The organism is Alicycliphilus denitrificans K601 (assembly GCF_000204645.1).
Lineage (GTDB): Bacteria > Pseudomonadota > Gammaproteobacteria > Burkholderiales > Burkholderiaceae_C > Alicycliphilus > Alicycliphilus denitrificans.
The window spans coordinates 611562-628400 of the sequence record NC_015422.1; the positions used below are offsets into that span (position 1 = coordinate 611562).

Below are 16839 nucleotides of genomic sequence, written 5' to 3' on the forward strand. Positions count from 1 at the left end.
GTGTCCCGCCAGGCCGGCGGCGGATTAGGTCTTGCGACGCAAAAGCCAGGCCCATGCCGCCACGCCTAGCCCCAGCGCCCACAGCGGCGCCAGCCCCAGGCGCGACACCCACCAGGCATAGGGCGTGACGGCGCCGTCGCGGCCCTGCACCCGGGCGTGCAGCACGCCGCGCTGGTAGGAGGGCAGGCGGTGGCTGACCCGGCCGCGGTGGTCTATGACGGCCGTGGCGCCGGTGTTGGTTGCGCGCACCATGGGGCGCTCGAACTCCAGCGCGCGCAGGCGGCTGATGGCAAGGTGCTGGTCGATGGCCACGGTGTCGCCGAACCAGCCGATATTGCTCAGGTTGGCCATGATGGTCGGGCTGCTCTGCGGGTCGCGAAAGCGCGCGCCGAGCTCCTCGCCGAACAAGTCCTCGTAGCAGATGTTGGGCGCGATGCGCTCGCCCGCCCAGGCGAGCGACGGCTGGTCCAGCGCGCCGCGGTCGAAGTCGCCCAGGGGGATGTTCATCATGTCGGTGAACCAGCGGAAGAACGGCGGTATGAATTCGCCGAACGGCACCAGGTGGTGCTTGTCGTAGCGGTAGGGCCGCCGTCCGTCCGGTGCGAAGCCCAGCACCGAGTTGGTGTAGCCCTGCTCCAGGCTGCCCAGCGGTATGCCCAGCAGCAGCGCCTGGGCGCCCTTGCCATAGCGCTCGGCGATCGCGTCCAGGTAGCCGGGCGCGAGCTGCTGGGGCAGCAGCGGTATGGCCGTCTCCGGCGCCACGACCAGCGCGGCATCGGCCGCGCGCAGCTGGTCGTGGTACCACTGCAGCGCCATGGGCACGCCGCTGCCGGGCTGGAATTTCTCGTCCTGCGGGATGTTGCCCTGCAGCAGGGCCAGGGACAGGGGTGCATGCTGCGGCGCCGGCGCCCCGCAGCCCTCGATGGCGCAGTGGCGCTGGGCGGCCAGGCACGCCCATGCCAGGACCAGCACGGCCGCCCCCGCCCACCAGCGCGGGCGGCGCAGGTCGGCGCGGCGCCACTGCGCCAGCCCCATGGCGAGCAGCGCCGCCGCCAGGCCCATGCCGTACACGCCGAGCCAGCGCGCCAGCACGGCCAGCGGCCCATCGGTATGTGCGTAGCCGCCCGCGCCCCAGGGAAAGCCCGTCCACCACTGTCCGCGCGCCAGTTCCGCGAGCAGCCACAATGCTGCGAAAACGATAGCTGCAGACGACCTGTTGTAGGGCCTTAAAGTCCAAAAAAGCGCTGATGCCGCCGCATAGTAGCTGCCCAGGAAGACTGCCAGGCCCAGCACGGCCAGCACGGCCAGCGGCGCGGCCAGGCCGCCATAGGTGTGCATGGAGATGAACAGCCACCAGAAGGTGCCCGCGAGCCATGCCGTGGCGAACAGCCAGGAGAGCAGGGCCCCGCGGCGCGCTCCGCCCGCGGCCAGCAGCACCCGGGCCAGCAGCGCGAGCGACAGGATCTGCAGCCACCAAAGGGGCTGCCCCTTCATGCCGCCCGGCCCCGGCCAAGCCAGCGACGCGGCCTGCGCCAGGCCTGCGGCCAGGGCCAGCAGCCAGGACAGGGGCCCGCGGCACGGAGCCGGGGCGCCGGCGAGGCGGGGGGGCGCCATCAGCGCGCGGATCCGTCCGGGGCCGCGTCCGCCGGGGCGGGCGTGACCTTGAACCAGCGCACCAGGCCGCCCTTGGTGTGCAGCACCACGAATCGCAGGCCGCACAGCGTCACGGTCTCGCCCTTGCGCGGCACGCGGCCGAGCTCGTGCGCGATCAGCCCGCCGATGGTGTCGAATTCCTCGTCGGGGTCGCTGCCGCGCAGCGCCACTCCGAAGGCCTCGGCCACGCGCTCCACGGGCGTGTCGCCGCTCACGCGGTAGCTGTGGTCGGCCAGGCCGAAGATGTCGCCCTCGTCCTCATGGATATCGAACTCGTCCTCGATCTCGCCCACGATCTGCTCGATCACGTCCTCGAAGGTCACGAGCCCGGCGATGCGGCCGAACTCGTCGATGACGATGGCCATGTGGTTGCGCGTGCTGCGAAACTCGCGTTCGAGCGCGTGCAGCCCCTTGCTCTCGGGCACGAACAGCGCGGGGCGCACCAGGGTGCGCACGTTGAGCTCGGGCGAGCGCCAGAGCTTGAGCAGGTCCTTGGCCAGCAGGATGCCGATGATGTTGTCACGCTCGCCCTGGTACACCGGGAAGCGCGAGTGCGCGGTGCGCAGCACCTGGGCCATGAGCTCGTCGAGCGGCGCGTCGATGTCCAGCATGTCCATGCGCGGCGCGGGCACCATCACGTCGCTGGTCGTCATCTCGGCCATGCGCAGCACGCGTTCGAGCATCACGCGCGCGTCGGCGTTGATGACCTCGTTGTCCTCCGCCTCGGCCAGGGTGGCGATGAGCTCGGCGGTGGAGTCGGGCCCCGGGTTGAGGAACTCGATGAGGCGCTGCAGGAACGTGCGCTTGTCCTCCTTTTCGGGGGCACGCGCGGGATAGGGGTCGGACACGGTCTAGTGGGGCAGGACGTGCGGTGGTGAAACAGGTTCCCAAGGATAGCGGATCGCCCTGGCCGCCCCCCCCGCCGGGGGAGGCCGGGGCGCATGGCCCGCGCGGGGCCTTATTCGGCCGCCTGGTGGCGCCCTTCGCGCACGCCCTGGCGGATTTCCTGCATGTCGGCCAGCAGGCGCCAGAACTGGCGCGCCTGCTTCTTGAGCTGGTAGTCCACCTCGCCGAACTGCTCGGCCACGATCTCGGACACGCGTGTGTCCAGGCCCGCTGGCGGCAGCTGCAGGTAGGCCTCGGACTCCGAGCCGTCGTGCTGCACGCTGGCGCCGGCGTTGCGCGCGATCTTGAGCATGGCCGTGTTCTCGGTCAGCGCGTGGATGAACATCATGCGCACGCCGCGGTTGCGCGCCAGCATCACGGAGCGCTCGAACAGCCGCGCGCCGTAGCCGCGCCCCCGGGCGCTGGCGAGCACGGACACGCCGAACTCGGCGCAGCCCTGGTAGTCCTTGGACTCGGCGAAGGCCACGTGGGCCATGGCGATGAGTTCGAGCCGGCGGTTGAAGATGCCGAACACCTCGTCGCGCCCGAAGTCGAGCAGATCCACGTAGCGGCGCACCTGCTCGTCGGTGGCGGCGTAGCCGAAGCGCAGGTAGCGGTCACGCTCGCTCAGGCCCAGCAGGTGCCGGGCGATGCGCTCGCGGTGGCGCGGGCCCAGCGTGCGGACGGGAACCATCACAGTGTTCATGGCAAGACCCCGGTGAGGGCGCCGCCCGACGTCCAGGCAGGCGCGAAGCCAGTTTTTGGTAGGAAGCATGATGCCGTCGATTTTAGGGTTTTCCCTGAAATCGTGCAGTGCCTTTGCTGCAATGCAACAAAATTGTGCGGGATTTCGCGTTTCAAGCCAAAATGGCCTGAAACACCCGCTGGATAGACGCTTGCAGCTATCAATATAAAAGCGCCCATGTTAGACCGGCAGGGCCGTGGTGGCCTTGACCCGGTCCAGCACGAAGCTGGTCTTGCAGTCCTGCACGCTGGGGTGCTTGAGCAGCGTGTCCATGATGAAGCGGCTGTAGTGCGCCATGTCGGCCACCACCACGCGCAGCAGGTAGTCCATCTCGCCGGTCAGCGCGGCGCATTCCACCACCTCGGGCCAGGTCTGCACGCTAGCGCGGAACAGGTCCATGGGGTTGCGCTTGTGGCTCTCGGTGTGCTTTTCCAGGCGCACGTTCAGGTAGGCGGTCAGGCCCAGGCCCACGCGCTCGGGCCGCACCAGGGCCACGTAGCGGTCGATCACGCCCAGCTCCTCCAGCCGCCGGGCGCGGCGCAGCACGGCGCTCGGCGACAGGCCCACCTGCGCCCCGATCAGGTCGTAGGTCTCGCGGCCGTTGTCCTGCAGGCGGCGCAGGATGGCGCGGTCCAGCTTGTCCAGGGCAACGGTGCGTTCGCTCATGGCGTGGATTCTAGGAGTCAGACGCCAAATGATTACCCGTTGCATTGATGTCGCGCAACATTCCTGCATATCTGCGATCAAACGGGAGCGCATTCGCCAGAAACATGAGCCCCCGGCCCCCTACAGTGAAACGATCACAGAACACCGGAGACACAGCCCATGACCGCCGCCCTTCCCACCCAAGCCGCCCGCGAGACCACCGCCTGGGAGAACCCCATGGGCCTGATGGGCTTCGAATTCGTCGAGTTCACCTCACCCCAGCCGGGGCTGCTGGAAGACGTGTTCGAGAAGCTCGGCTTCACGCTGGTGGCAAGGCACCGCTCCAAGGACGTGCTGCTGTACCGCCAGAACCAGATCAACTTCATCCTGAACCGCGAGCCGCACAGCCAGGCGGCCTACTTCGGCGCCGAGCACGGCCCCTCGGCCTGCGGCTTGGCGTTCCGCGTGAAGGACGCGCACCGCGCCTACAAGCGCGCGCTGGAGCTGGGCGCGCAACCCATCGAGATCCCCACCGGCCCCATGGAGCTGCGCTTGCCGGCCATCAAGGGCATAGGCGGCGCGCCGCTGTACCTGATCGACCGCTTCGAGGACGGCAAGTCCATCTACGACATCGACTTCGAGTGGCTGGAGGGCGTGCCCCAGCGCCCCGAGGGCCACGGCCTGAAAGAGATCGACCACCTGACGCACAACGTCTACCGCGGCCGCATGGGCTTCTGGGCGAACTTCTACGAGAAGCTGTTCAACTTCCGCGAGATCCGCTACTTCGACATCCAGGGCGAGTACACGGGCCTGACGAGCAAGGCCATGACGGCGCCCGACGGCAGGATCCGCATCCCGCTCAACGAGGAGGCGCGCCAGGGCGGTGGCCAGATCGAGGAGTTCCTGATGCAGTTCAACGGCGAGGGCATACAGCACATCGCTCTGGTCTGCGATCGGCTCACTGACGTGGTGGACCGCCTGGGCCTTGCCGGGGTGCCCCTGGCCCCCGCGCCCAACGACGTCTACTACGAGATGCTGGACAAGCGCCTGCCCGGCCATGGCCAGGACGTGGCCGCGCTGCAGGCGCGCGGCATCCTGCTGGACGGCAGCACGGCCGGCGGCCAGCCGCGCCTGCTGCTGCAGATCTTCTCCACGCCCATGCTGGGCCCGGTGTTCTTCGAGTTTATCCAGCGCGAGGGCGACGAGGGCTTCGGCGAGGGCAACTTCAAGGCCCTGTTCGAGTCGCTCGAACGCGACCAGGTCAACCGCGGTGTCATCGACACCCGGGCCAAGGGGGGGTGACATGGCCGTGCAGCCCGCCGTCTATGGCGCGAGCGAGCGCCCGCCGCGCGGCGACTACACGCGCGCGCGGGACGACTACACCTGCGCGCAGGACTGGGCCGCCTACACCGCGCAGGACCACGACACCTACCACCGCCTGTACCTGCGCCAGTCGGCCCAACTGCCGGGCCTGGCGAGCGAGGCCTTCATCGCCGCCCTGCCGCTGCTGGGCGCCAAGGAGCGCATTCCGCGCTTCGACGACGTCAACGAGCGCCTGTACCGCGCCACGCGCTGGCAGCTCGTGGCCGTGCCGGGGCTGATCCCCGAGGTGCCGTTCTTCCGCCTGCTGGCGGCCCGCAAGTTTCCCGTGACGGACTGGATACGCCGGCCCGAGGAGTTCGAGTACATCGTCGAGCCCGACGTGTTCCACGACCTGTTCGGCCACGTGCCGCTGCTCTTCAACCCGGTGCTGGCCGACTACATGCAGCGCTACGGCGAGGGCGGCCTGAAGGCTGCGCGGCTGGGCGCCTGCGAGATGCTCGCGCGCCTGTACTGGTACACCATCGAGTTCGGCCTGATCCGCGAGGCTGCGGGCCTGCGCGCCTACGGCGCGGGCATACTGAGCTCGCACGGCGAGCTGCCCTACAGCGTGCGCAGTCCCGAGCCGCAGCGCCTGCCGCTCTCGCTGGAACGCGCCATGCGCACGCGCTACAAGATCGACAGCTACCAGCAGACCTACTTCGTCATCGACGGCTTCGAGCAGCTGTTCGACCTGACCGCGCAGGACTTCGAGCCGCTCTATGCGCGCCTGCGCGGCCTGCCGGAATTCGCGGCCGGCGCGGGGTAATACCGGGGGCGCGGCGGGCCCGGGGGACATAGAATCCACGGCAGCGCTTTCTGGCGCTCCAGGGACAGGGCGCCATGATCTGGCGCCCTGTCCTGTTCCCAACAGTGCGCGCGACACAATCGCGCGCAAGGAGACCGTGGATGACACCGCACACAGCCTTGCGGCTGCACGTGCCCGAGCCCACTGGGCGGCCGGGCTGCAGCACCGACTTCTCGTACCTCAGCATCTCCCCCGCTGGCGCGGTACGCAAACCCCCCATAGACACGGCGCCCGCCGACACCGCCGACCTCGCCACCAGCCTGGTGCGCGTGCTCGACGACGATGGCAAGGCCTGCGGCCCCTGGGCCCCGGCCATCCATCCCGAGCGGCTGCGCCGCGGCCTGCGCGCGATGATGAAGACGCGCATCTTCGACGCTCGCATGCTGCTCGCGCAACGGCAGAAGAAACTCTCGTTCTACATGCAGTGTCTGGGCGAGGAGGCGATCGCCGTGGCGCACTCCATGGCGCTGCAGGACGGCGACATGTGCTTTCCCACCTACCGCCAGCAGGGGCTGCTGCTCGCGCGCGACGACATCTCCATGGTCGAGATGATCTGCCAGCTCATGAGCAACCAGCGCGACCCGATCAAGGGCCGCCAGCTGCCGGTGATGTACTCGTACAAGCGCGCCGGCTTCTTCTCCATCTCGGGCAACCTGGCCACCCAGGTGCCCCAGGCCGTGGGCTGGGCCATGGCGTCGGCCATCAAGGGCGACACGAAGATCGCCTCCGCCTGGATCGGCGACGGCTCCACGGCCGAGAGCGACTTCCACACCGCGCTCACCTTCGCCCACGTGTACCGCGCGCCGGTGATCATCAACGTGGTCAACAACCAGTGGGCCATCTCCACCTTCCAGGCCATCGCCGGGGGCGAGGGCACGACCTTCGCCCAGCGCGGCGTGGGCGTGGGTATCGCCTCGCTGCGCGTGGACGGCAACGACTTCCTGGCCGTCTACGCTGCCTCGCAGTGGGCGGCCGAGCGCGCGCGCAGCAACTGCGGCCCCACGCTCATCGAGTGGGAGACCTACCGCGCCGGGCCGCACTCCACCTCGGACGACCCGAGCAAGTACCGCCCCGCCGACGACTGGCAGCGCTTTCCGCTGGGCGACCCCATAGAGCGGCTGAAGAAGCACCTGATCGCCATCGGCGAGTGGAGCGAGGCGCGGCACGAAGCTGCCCAGAAGGAGCTGGAGGCCGAGGTCATCGCCGCGCAGAAGGAGGCCGAACGCCACGGCTCGCTGCTCGACGGCCGCGTGCCCAGCGCCGCGACCATGTTCGACGACGTGTACAAGGACATGCCGGAGCACCTGCGCCGGCAGCGCCAGCAACTGGGGGTGTGAGCCATGGCAGAACAAAACCAAGAACAAGGCGGCGTCCCCATGACCATGATCCAAGCGCTGCGCTCGGGCCTGGACGTGATGATGGGGCGTGACGACAACGTCGTCGTCTACGGCGAGGACGTAGGCTATTTCGGCGGCGTGTTCCGCGTGACCGAGGGCCTGCAGGCCAAGTACGGCAAGACGCGCTGCTTCGACGCGCCGATCTCCGAGTCGGGCATCGTCGGCACCGCCATCGGCATGGCCGCCTACGGGCTCAAGCCCGTGGTGGAGATCCAGTTCGCCGACTACGTCTACCCCGCCACCGACCAGATCGTGTCGGAGGCGGCACGCTTGCGCCACCGCTCGGCGGGCGACTTCAGCGCCCCCATGGTGATCCGCATGCCCTGCGGCGGCGGCATCTACGGCGGGCAGACGCACAGCCAGAGCCCCGAGGCGTTCTTCACCCACGTCTGCGGCCTGCGCACGGTGATGCCCAGCAACCCGTACGACGCCAAGGGCCTGCTCATCGCCTCCATCGAGTGCGAGGACCCGGTCATCTTCCTAGAGCCCAAGCGCCTGTACAACGGGCCGTTCGACGGCCACCACGACAAGCCGGTCGTGCCCTGGTCCAGGCACGAGCTGGGCAAGGTGCCCGAGGGGTACTTCCGCGTGCCGCTGGACAAGGCCGCGGTGTTCCGCCCCGGCAGCGCCGTCACGGTGCTGACCTACGGCACCATGGTCTGGGTCAGCGAGGCGGCCGCGCGCGAGACGGGCGTCGATGCCGAGATCATCGACTTGCGCTCCATCTGGCCGCTGGACCTCGAAACCATCGTCGATTCGGTGAAGAAGACCGGCCGCTGCGTCGTGGTGCACGAGGCCACGCGCACCAGCGGCTTCGGCGCCGAGCTGGCCGCGCTGGTGCAGGAGCACTGCTTCTTCCACCTGGAGGCGCCCATCGAGCGCGTGACGGGCTGGGACACCCCCTACCCGCACGCCCAGGAATGGGCCTATTTCCCCGGGCCGTCGCGCGTCGGCGAAGCCCTCAAGCGCGCAGTGGAGGCATGACATGGGTATTTACGTGATCCGCGTGCCCGATATTGGCGAGGGCATTGCCGAAGTGGAACTGGTCTCCTGGCACGTGCAGCCGGGCGACAGCGTGACCGAAGACCAGCACCTGGCCGACGTGATGACCGACAAGGCCACGGTCGAGGTGCCTTCGCCCATGCATGGCAGGGTGCTGTCGCTGGGCGGCAGCCCGGGCCAGGTCATGGCCGTGGGCGCCGAACTCGTGCGGCTGGAGGTCGATGGTGAAGGAAATACGAGTGAAAGCGCCGTTCATAAAGCGCCGGAAGCTACTCATTCGGTAGCGCAAGCGGCTGCGCCGACGCCCGCCGCGCCTGCGCCGGCGGCGGCGGTGGACGCGTCCAGGGCGGCCCCTGCCCCCGCGCCCGTGCGCAGCGGCGCGGCGCCCCGCGCCCCCGCGGCCGTGCGCAAGGAGGGCGAGCGCCCGCTGGCCTCGCCGGCGGTGCGCCGCCGCGCGCTGGACTTAGGCGTTGACCTGCGCCGGGTGCACGGCAGCGGCCCGGCCGGGCGCATCGAGCACCACGACCTGGACGCCTGGGCCGCGGGCGGCGGCCAGGCGCAGGCCGGCGGCGGCTCGCAGTACGTGGAGCGCCACGGCGAGGAGCAGGTGCCCGTCATCGGCCTGCGCCGCAAGATCGCGCAGAAGATGCAGGAGGCCAAGCGCCGCATCCCGCACTTCAGCTACGTGGAAGAGGTGGACGTGACCGAGCTGGAGCAGCTGCGCCAGCGGCTCAACCAGATCCACGGCGCCGCGCGCGGCAAGCTCACGCTGCTGCCCTTCCTGGCGCGCGCCATGGTGCTGGCGTTGCGCGACTTCCCGCAGATCAACGCCCGCTACGACGACGAGGCCGGCCAGGTCACGCGCTACGAGGCCGTGCACTTAGGCGTTGCCACGCAGACCGACACCGGCCTGATGGTGCCCGTGCTGCGCCACGCCGAAGCGCTGGACCTGTGGGCCTGCGCCGCCGGCATCGCGCGCGTGGCCGAGGCGGCGCGCACCGGCCGCGCGCCGCGCGAGGAGCTCTCGGGCTCGACCATCACCATCACGAGCCTGGGGGCGCTCGGCGGCATCGCCAGCACGCCGGTCATCAACCACCCCGAGGTGGCCATCGTGGGCGTGAACCGCATGGTGGAGCGCCCCATGCTGCGCGGCGGCCAGGTGGTGGCGCGCCAGCTCATGAACCTCTCGTCCTCGTTCGACCACCGCGTGGTCGACGGCATGGACGCGGCGCGGTTTATCCAGGCCGTGCGCGCGCTGCTCGAAACCCCGGCCCTGCTGTTCGTGGAGTGAAGAAGACATGACCAAGGAAATCACGACCAAGCTGCTGGTGATCGGCGGCGGCCCCGGCGGCTACGTGGCGGCGATCCGCGCCGGCCAGCTGGGCATTCCCACGGTGCTGGCCGAAGGGGCCAGCCTGGGCGGCACGTGCCTGAACATCGGCTGCATCCCGTCCAAGGCCATCATCCACGCGGCCGAGGAGTTCGAGCGCGCGCGCCACCAGGCCGCGGGCTCGGCGCTGGGCATCCGCGTGAGCGACCCGCAGATCGACATCGCGCAGACCGTGCGCTGGAAGGACGGCATCGTCGCGCGCCTGACGGGCGGCGTCGGCACGCTGCTGCGCAAGGCGGGCGTGCAGGTGCTCAAGGGCTGGGCGCAGATAGAGGACGGCAAGACCGCCACCGTGCAGCTGCAGGGCGGCGAGAGCGTGCGCGTGCGCTGCGAGCACCTGCTGCTGGCCACGGGCTCCGAGCCCGTGGAACTGCCCAGCATGCCCTTCGGCGGCCCGATCTGGTCGTCCACCGACGCGCTCTCGCCCGACGTGCTGCCCAAGCGCCTGGTGGTGGTCGGCGCGGGCTACATCGGGCTGGAGCTGGGCATCGCCTACCGCAAGCTGGGCGTGGAGGTCACCGTGGTCGAGGCCGCGCAGCGCGTGCTGCCCAGTTACGACGAGGAGCTGACCGAGCCCGTGCTCCAGGCCCTGCAGAAGCAGGGCGTGGTGCTGCACCTGGGCTGCAGCGTCGCGGGCTGGGACGCCAGGCACGGCGTGCACGTGCGCAATGCGCGCGCCGACGAGTTCGCGCTGCCCGCCGAGCGCGTGCTCGTCGCCGTGGGGCGCAGGCCGCGCACCGCGGGCTTCGGGCTCGAATCGCTGCAGCTGGACATGGCCGGGCGCCACGTGGCCATCGACGCGCATTGCCGCACCTCCATGCGGGGCGTCTGGGCCATCGGCGACGTGACGGGCGAGCCCATGCTCGCGCACCGCGCCATGGCGCAGGGCGAATGCGTGGCCGAGCAGATCGCGGGCCGGAACCGCCGCTTCGAGCCCATGGCCATCCCCGCCGTGTGCTTCACCGACCCCGAGGTGGTCGTCGTGGGCCGCACGCCGGGCGAGGCGCGCGCCGCGGGGCTGGACTGCATCGACGCCGCCTTCCCCTTCGCCGCCAATGGCCGCGCCATGACGCTGGAGTCCACCGGCGGCTTCGTGCGCGTGGTGGCGCGGCGCGACAACCACCTCATCCTCGGCTGGCAGGCCGTGGGGCACGGCGTGGCCGAGCTGGCCGCGGCCTTCGGCCAGTCCATCGAGATGGGCGCGCGGCTCGAAGACGTGGGCCACACCATCCACGCCCACCCTACGATGGGCGAGGCGGTGCAGGAGGCCGCGCTGCGCGCGCTGGGGCAGGCGCTGCATATCTGAGTGGCGCGGGGGGTCGCTTCCTCCTTCTTCGGGGGAGGGAGCGAACACCTAAAATGTCCGGTTCGCGTGCGCCGTGCGGGCGCACTCCACCGGATTCCCCCGCCATGCTGACCTTCCAACAAATCATCCTCAAACTGCAGTCCTACTGGGCCGACCAGGGCTGCGCGCTCTTGCAGCCCTACGACATGGAGGTGGGCGCCGGCACGTCGCACACGGCCACTTTCCTGAGGGCGATCGGCCCCGAGCCCTGGAAGGCAGCCTACGTGCAGCCCAGCCGCCGCCCCAAGGACGGGCGCTACGGCGACAACCCCAACCGCCTGCAGCACTACTACCAGTACCAGGTGGTCTTGAAGCCCGCGCCGGCCAACATCCTGGAGCTGTACCTGGGCAGCCTCGAAGCGCTGGGGTTCGACCTGAAGAAGAACGACATCCGCTTCGTCGAGGACGACTGGGAGAACCCTACGCTGGGCGCATGGGGCCTGGGCTGGGAGGTGTGGCTCAATGGCATGGAGGTCACGCAGTTCACCTACTTCCAGCAGGTCGGCGGCATCGACTGCAAGCCCGCCACGGGCGAGATCACCTACGGCCTGGAGCGCCTGGCCATGTACCTGCAGGGCGTGGACAACGTCTACAACCTCACGTGGACCGAGGGGCTGTCCTACGGCGACGTGTACCACCAGAACGAGGTGGAGCAGTCCACCTACAACTTCGAGCACTCCGACGCCGACTTCCTGTTCACCGCCTTCGGCGCGCACGAGAAACAGGCCCAGCACCTGATGGCCGAGCAGCTCGCGCTGCCCGCCTACGAGCAGGTGCTCAAGGCCGCCCACACCTTTAACCTGCTGGACGCGCGCGGCGCGATCAGCGTGACCGAGCGCGCCGCCTACATAGGCCGCATCCGCAACCTGGCGCGCGCCGTGGCCAGGAGTTACCTGGACAGCCGCGCGCGCCTGGGCTTCCCCATGGCGGCCAGGGCGCATGCCGACGAGGTGCTGGCCGAGCTGGCCAAGGTGGCGGAGCAACAGAGCAAGAAGGCTGCCTGAGCAGGAGAGAGACAACACCATGACCGCAACATCCAACCTGCTCGTCGAACTCTTCGTCGAAGAACTCCCCCCGAAGGCCCTGCAAAAGCTCGGCGACGCCTTTGCCGGCGTGCTGCGCGACCAGCTCGTCGCCCAGGGCCTGGCCGCGGCCGGCGCGCCGCTCACCGCCTACGCCTCGCCGCGCCGCCTGGCCGCGCACATCGAGGGCGTACTGGCGCAGGCGTCCGACAAGGCGGTGTCGCAAAAGCTCATGCCCGTGGCCGTGGGCCTGGCGGCGGACGGCCAGCCCACGCCCGCGCTGCTCAAGAAGCTCTCTGCGCTGGGGGCCGATGCTTCGGCTGTGGCGGGCCTCAAGCGCGTGCACGACGGCAAGGCCGAGGTGCTGTACTACGAGAGCACCGCCCAGGGCGCCACGCTGGCCCAGGGCCTGCAGAAGGCGCTGGACGAGGCCATTGCCAGGCTGCCCATCCCCAAGGTCATGCGCTACCAGCTGGAGGACGGCTGGACCAGCGTGCACTTCGTGCGCCCGGCCCACGGCCTGGTGGCGCTGCACGGCGCCGGCGTGGTGCCCGTGGCGGTGCTGGGCCTTGCGGCGGGCAACGCCACCCAGGGTCACCGCTTCGAGGCGGCCGTGCAGCCCGTGGTGCTGCGCGATGCCGACAGCTACGCCGAGCAGCTGCGCGCGCAGGGCGCCGTGATCGCCGGCTTCGCCGAGCGCCGCGCCGAGATCGTGCGCCAGCTGAGGGCCGCGGCCGAAAAGCTGGGCGGCGGCGTCCGCCCCATCGAGGACGACGCGCTGCTCGACGAGGTCACGGCCCTGGTCGAGCGCCCCAACGTGCTCGTGTGCCAGTTCGAGCGTGAATTCCTCGCCGTGCCGCAGGAATGCCTGATCCTGACCATGAAAGCCAACCAGAAGTACTTCCCGCTGCTGGATGCCGAGGGCAGGCTCACCCACCGGTTCCTGGTGGTGAGCAACATCAGCCCGCAGGACGCGGGCGCCGTCATCCAGGGCAACGAGCGCGTGGTGCGCCCGCGCCTGGCCGACGCCAAGTTCTTCTTCGACCAGGACCGCAAGAAGACGCTGGCCAGCCGCGTCGCGCAGCTGTCCAAGGTGGTCTACCACAACCAGCTGGGCAGCCAGGGCGAGCGCGTGGAGCGTGTGCGCGCCATCGCCAAGGCCATCGGCCAGCAGCTGTTCGCCGCTTTGGCCGAACGCCATGAACTCCAGGGCACGCAAGACGGCGAGATCGCCCAGGACTGGCTGCTGACCTGCGTGGACAACGCCGCGCTGCTGGCCAAGACCGACCTGGTGACCGACATGGTGGGCGAGTTCCCCGAGCTGCAGGGCATCATGGGCGGCTACTACGCGGTCAACGACGGCCTGCCCGACGAGGTGGCCCACGCCATCGAGGACCACTACAAGCCGCGCTTCGCCGGCGACGAGCTGCCGCGCGAGAACGTGGGCTTGGTCGTGGCGCTGGCCGACAAGATCGAGACCCTGGTCGGCATGTTCGGCATAGGCAACCTGCCCACGGGCGACCGCGACCCGTTCGCGCTGCGCCGCCATGCGCTGGGCGTGATCCGCATGCTCATGGAAAAGGACCTGCCGCTGGACCTGGGCGCCCTGCTGGCCGGCGCCGTGCCGGCCTTCGCGGGCCGGATCGACGACCCCTCGGCCCTGCTGGCCGACTTCATCTACGACCGCCTCGCCGGCGCCCTGCGCGAGCAGGGCTACAGATCCCAGGAGGTGGACGCCGTGCTCGCCCTGCGTCCGCAGCGCTTGGCCCTGGTCGAGAAGCAGCTGGCCGCCGTGCGCGCCTTCTCGGCGCTGCCCGAGAGCCAGGCCTTGGCGGCCGCCAACAAGCGCGTCTCCAACATCCTCAAGAAGGCCGGCGGCGACGTCCACGCTCACGTCAACCCCGAGCTGCTGCGCGAGCAGGCCGAGCAAGACCTGTACGCGGCGCTGCAGCGCTTCGTGCCCGAGGCCGACGCCCAGTTCGAGCGCGGCGATTACACCGCCAGCCTGCAGACCCTGGCCGTGCTGCGCGCGCCGGTGGATGCGTTCTTCGACGATGTGATGGTCAACGCCGAGCAGCTCGACCTGCGCCTGAACCGCCTGGGCCTGCTCAAGACCCTGCACGAGGCCATGAACCGGGTGGCCGACCTGTCGCGCCTGGCGGCCTGACCCACGCACCGGGCCGCGCGGCATTGTCACCGGGATAATCGCGCCATGAAACTCGCCATCCTCGACCGCGACGGAACACTGAACGCCCTGGGCGACGGCTTCATCGCCTCGCCGGACGACTGGGTGCCTCTGCCCGGCGCGCTGGAGGCCGTGGCGCGCCTGAACCATGCCGGCTGGCACGTGGTGCTGGCCACCAACCAGCCGGGCCTGGGCCGCGGCCTGTTCGACGCGCAGACCCTGGTGGACATCCACGCCAAGATGCACCGCCAGCTCGCCGCCCTGGGCGGGCGCATCGACGCGGTGTTCTACTGCCCGCACGCCGAGGGCGAGGCCTGCAACTGCCGCAAGCCCGCGCCCGGGCTCATGGAGCAGATCTGCGAGCGCTACGGTGTGGAAGGCGACGAGATCCTGGTCGCCGGCAGCTGCCTGGCCCACCTGCAGGCCGCGGCCGACCTGGGCGCGCAACTGCACATGGTGTGCACGGGCCGCTCGGCCCACCTGGACCCGCGCCAGCCCCTGCCGCCGGGCTGGCCCCCCGGCACGCGCGCCCATGCCAGCCTAGGGGCGCTGGTGGACTTCGTCGCCCCGCAGGACGGCGCCGCGCTGCCGGTGGTGGCGTGAGCCTGGAAGCTATCGAATTAAGAACGTGTTTACGATCTCTTCATGTTGCCCGAAGGGTTGCCCCGCAAAAACAGCGTCTGCGGCGTTGCAAATCCTCGCCGGGCCACCAGCCCGGCTGCGGTTTGCGCCTTGCAGCCACTGCCTTTGCGGGGCAACGGGCTCCATGAAAAGATCGTAAACACGTTCTAAGAGCTGCCAGCGCTTGCCCCATGGGCGCTGGAGGCCAAAAACACTCAAAAACAACCTACCCATGGCACTGATTCGTTCCCTCGTCCACCTGCTGGTGATGGCCGTCACCGTCATCCCCTACACCTTGGCGATCCTGCTGGTGCGCGTGCTGGGCGGAAGCCCGGCGGCGCGCTACCGCGTGGCGCGCGCGTGGCTCGCGCTGTGCGTGGACTCGGCGCGCTGGCTGCTGGGCATACGCACGCACATCATGGGCATGGAGCACCTGCCGCAGGACCCGAAGCAGGGCGTGGTGCTCCTGGTCAAGCACCAGTCCACCTACGAGACCTTCCTCATGCCGGCCATCATGCCGCACCCCCTGGCCTACGTGTTCAAGAAGGAACTGCTGCGCATCCCGTTCTTCGGCTGGTCCATTGGCAGCCTGGACATGATCCACATCGACCGCAAGCACGGCTCGCGCGCCTTCCACAAGGTGGTGGAGCAGGGCAAGCGCCTGCTGGCCCAGGGCACCTGGGTCATCATGTTCCCCGAGGGCACGCGCGTGGCGCGCGGCCAGGCGGGCGAGTACAAGAGCGGCGCCACGCGCCTGGCCATCATGGCCGGCGTGCCGGTGGTGCCGATCGCAGTGACGTCGGCCAGATGCTGGCCGCGCAAGGCCCTGGTCAAGCACCCCGGCGTGGTCGAGGTGTCCATCGGCAAGCCCATCCCCACCACGGGCCGCAAGCATGAGGAGCTCATGGCCGAGGTCGAGACCTGGATCGAGTCCGAGATGCGCCGCCTCGACCCCGAGGCGTACCCGGCGGCCTGAGCATGCGGCCCTTCGTGCAGCTGGCGCTGGACCTGCTGGGCGGCGGCGTCCCCGCAGCGCCGGCCCACGCACCCCGCGCGCCCGGCACGAAGCGCCAGCTGCGCCTGGGCGACGCCGTCGTACCCTACACCCTGCAGCGCGCGCGCCGGCGTTCCATAGGCTTCACCGTGGGACCGGACGGCCTGGCCGTGCGCGCGCCCGCCTGGGTCACGCTGGCCGCGGTGGACGCCGCGCTGCAGGACAAGGCCGGCTGGATCCTGCGCAAGCTCGGCGAGCAGCAGGCGCGCCGCCGGCAGCAGGAGGCCGCGCGCATCGCCTGGGGCCCCGGCGCCGTGCTGCCCTACCTGGGCGAGCCGCTGACCGTGGTGCTGGCCCACGGCCGGGCGGCGCGCGGCGGCATGCTGGTGCAGGACGCGCGCGAACTGCACCTGCCCCTGGCGCACGGCGCCGGGCCCGGGCAGGTGCGCGACGCCGTGCAGGCCTGGCTGATGCGCGACGCGCGCCGGTGCTTCACCGAGCGGCTCGACCATTTCGCGCCCCTACTGGGCGTGCGCTGGACGCAGCTGCGCCTGTCCAGCGCCCGCACGCGCTGGGGCAGCGCGCGCACGGGCGGCTCCATCAGCCTGAACTGGCGCCTCATGCACTACCGCCCGGCCATCATCGACTATGTGGTCGCGCACGAACTCTCGCACCTGCGCGTGATGGACCACAGCCCGCGCTTCTGGAGCGTGGTGGAAAGCGTCGTGCCCGACCACGCCGCGCTGCGCCGCAGCCTGCGCGAGCTGCCCGCGCCGCCCTGGGACTGA

The 16839-nt window shown here is 70.1% G+C and carries 15 protein-coding genes; 11 read left to right on the forward strand and 4 right to left on the reverse strand.

The features are described from left to right. Positions 1-24: 24 nt before the first annotated feature. From lnt to ALIDE2_RS02935, 4 genes are all read right to left on the reverse strand, one after another. A complete protein-coding gene (gene lnt / locus ALIDE2_RS02920) occupies positions 25-1614 on the reverse strand; it encodes an apolipoprotein N-acyltransferase (protein ID WP_013517518.1) in 1590 nt (529 codons plus the stop codon). Next, a complete protein-coding gene (locus ALIDE2_RS02925) occupies positions 1614-2501 on the reverse strand; it encodes an HlyC/CorC family transporter (RefSeq protein WP_013517519.1) in 888 nt (295 codons plus the stop codon). The genes lnt and ALIDE2_RS02925 overlap by 1 nt, the downstream gene beginning before the upstream one ends. Before the next feature lie 110 nt (positions 2502-2611). After that, positions 2612-3313: a GNAT family N-acetyltransferase gene (locus tag ALIDE2_RS02930; protein WP_013517520.1), complete on the reverse strand. Its 702-nt coding sequence runs from the start codon at positions 3311-3313 to the stop codon at positions 2612-2614. A gap of 150 nt (positions 3314-3463) precedes the next feature. Beyond that, entirely contained in the window at positions 3464-3949 is a 486-nt protein-coding gene (locus ALIDE2_RS02935) for an Lrp/AsnC family transcriptional regulator (protein ID WP_013517521.1), read from the reverse strand. Between the two features lie 159 nt (positions 3950-4108). On the opposite strand from ALIDE2_RS02935, the gene hppD reads away from it, so the two are divergent. From hppD to ALIDE2_RS02990, 11 genes are all read left to right on the forward strand, one after another. Beyond that, entirely contained in the window at positions 4109-5230 is a 1122-nt protein-coding gene (gene hppD, locus ALIDE2_RS02940) for a 4-hydroxyphenylpyruvate dioxygenase (RefSeq protein WP_013517522.1), read from the forward strand. A gap of 1 nt (position 5231) precedes the next feature. After that, positions 5232-6056: a phenylalanine 4-monooxygenase gene (gene phhA / locus ALIDE2_RS02945; protein ID WP_013517523.1), complete on the forward strand. Its 825-nt coding sequence runs from the start codon at positions 5232-5234 to the stop codon at positions 6054-6056. A gap of 140 nt (positions 6057-6196) precedes the next feature. Continuing rightward, positions 6197-7432 (forward strand): 3-methyl-2-oxobutanoate dehydrogenase (2-methylpropanoyl-transferring) subunit alpha, encoded by a 1236-nt coding sequence (locus ALIDE2_RS02950; RefSeq protein ID WP_013517524.1) that lies wholly within the window; start codon positions 6197-6199, stop codon positions 7430-7432. Positions 7433-7471: 39 nt separating this feature from the next. Further along, complete coding sequence (locus tag ALIDE2_RS02955; protein ID WP_013517525.1) at positions 7472-8476, forward strand: alpha-ketoacid dehydrogenase subunit beta; 1005 nt, start codon at positions 7472-7474, stop codon at positions 8474-8476. 1 nt (position 8477) lies between these two features. Beyond that, positions 8478-9785, forward strand: a complete 1308-nt coding sequence (locus tag ALIDE2_RS02960; protein ID WP_013721352.1) for a dihydrolipoamide acetyltransferase family protein — start codon at positions 8478-8480, stop codon at positions 9783-9785. 7 nt (positions 9786-9792) lie between these two features. After that, positions 9793-11190 carry a dihydrolipoyl dehydrogenase gene (lpdA, locus tag ALIDE2_RS02965; protein ID WP_013517527.1) on the forward strand — a complete coding sequence of 466 codons (1398 nt, stop codon included), beginning with the start codon at positions 9793-9795 and terminating at the stop codon, positions 11188-11190. 104 nt (positions 11191-11294) lie between these two features. Beyond that, positions 11295-12233 (forward strand): glycine--tRNA ligase subunit alpha, encoded by a 939-nt coding sequence (gene glyQ, locus ALIDE2_RS02970; protein ID WP_013517528.1) that lies wholly within the window; start codon positions 11295-11297, stop codon positions 12231-12233. 19 nt (positions 12234-12252) lie between these two features. Continuing rightward, a complete protein-coding gene (gene glyS, locus ALIDE2_RS02975; protein ID WP_013721353.1) occupies positions 12253-14418 on the forward strand; it encodes a glycine--tRNA ligase subunit beta in 2166 nt (721 codons plus the stop codon). A 45-nt stretch (positions 14419-14463) separates the two neighbouring features. Beyond that, positions 14464-15039: a D-glycero-beta-D-manno-heptose 1,7-bisphosphate 7-phosphatase gene (gmhB, locus tag ALIDE2_RS02980; RefSeq protein WP_013517530.1), complete on the forward strand. Its 576-nt coding sequence runs from the start codon at positions 14464-14466 to the stop codon at positions 15037-15039. Between the two features lie 250 nt (positions 15040-15289). Further along, complete coding sequence (locus tag ALIDE2_RS02985) at positions 15290-16033, forward strand: lysophospholipid acyltransferase family protein (protein WP_013517531.1); 744 nt, start codon at positions 15290-15292, stop codon at positions 16031-16033. Positions 16034-16035: 2 nt separating this feature from the next. Beyond that, positions 16036-16839: a M48 family metallopeptidase gene (locus ALIDE2_RS02990; RefSeq protein ID WP_013721354.1), complete on the forward strand. Its 804-nt coding sequence runs from the start codon at positions 16036-16038 to the stop codon at positions 16837-16839.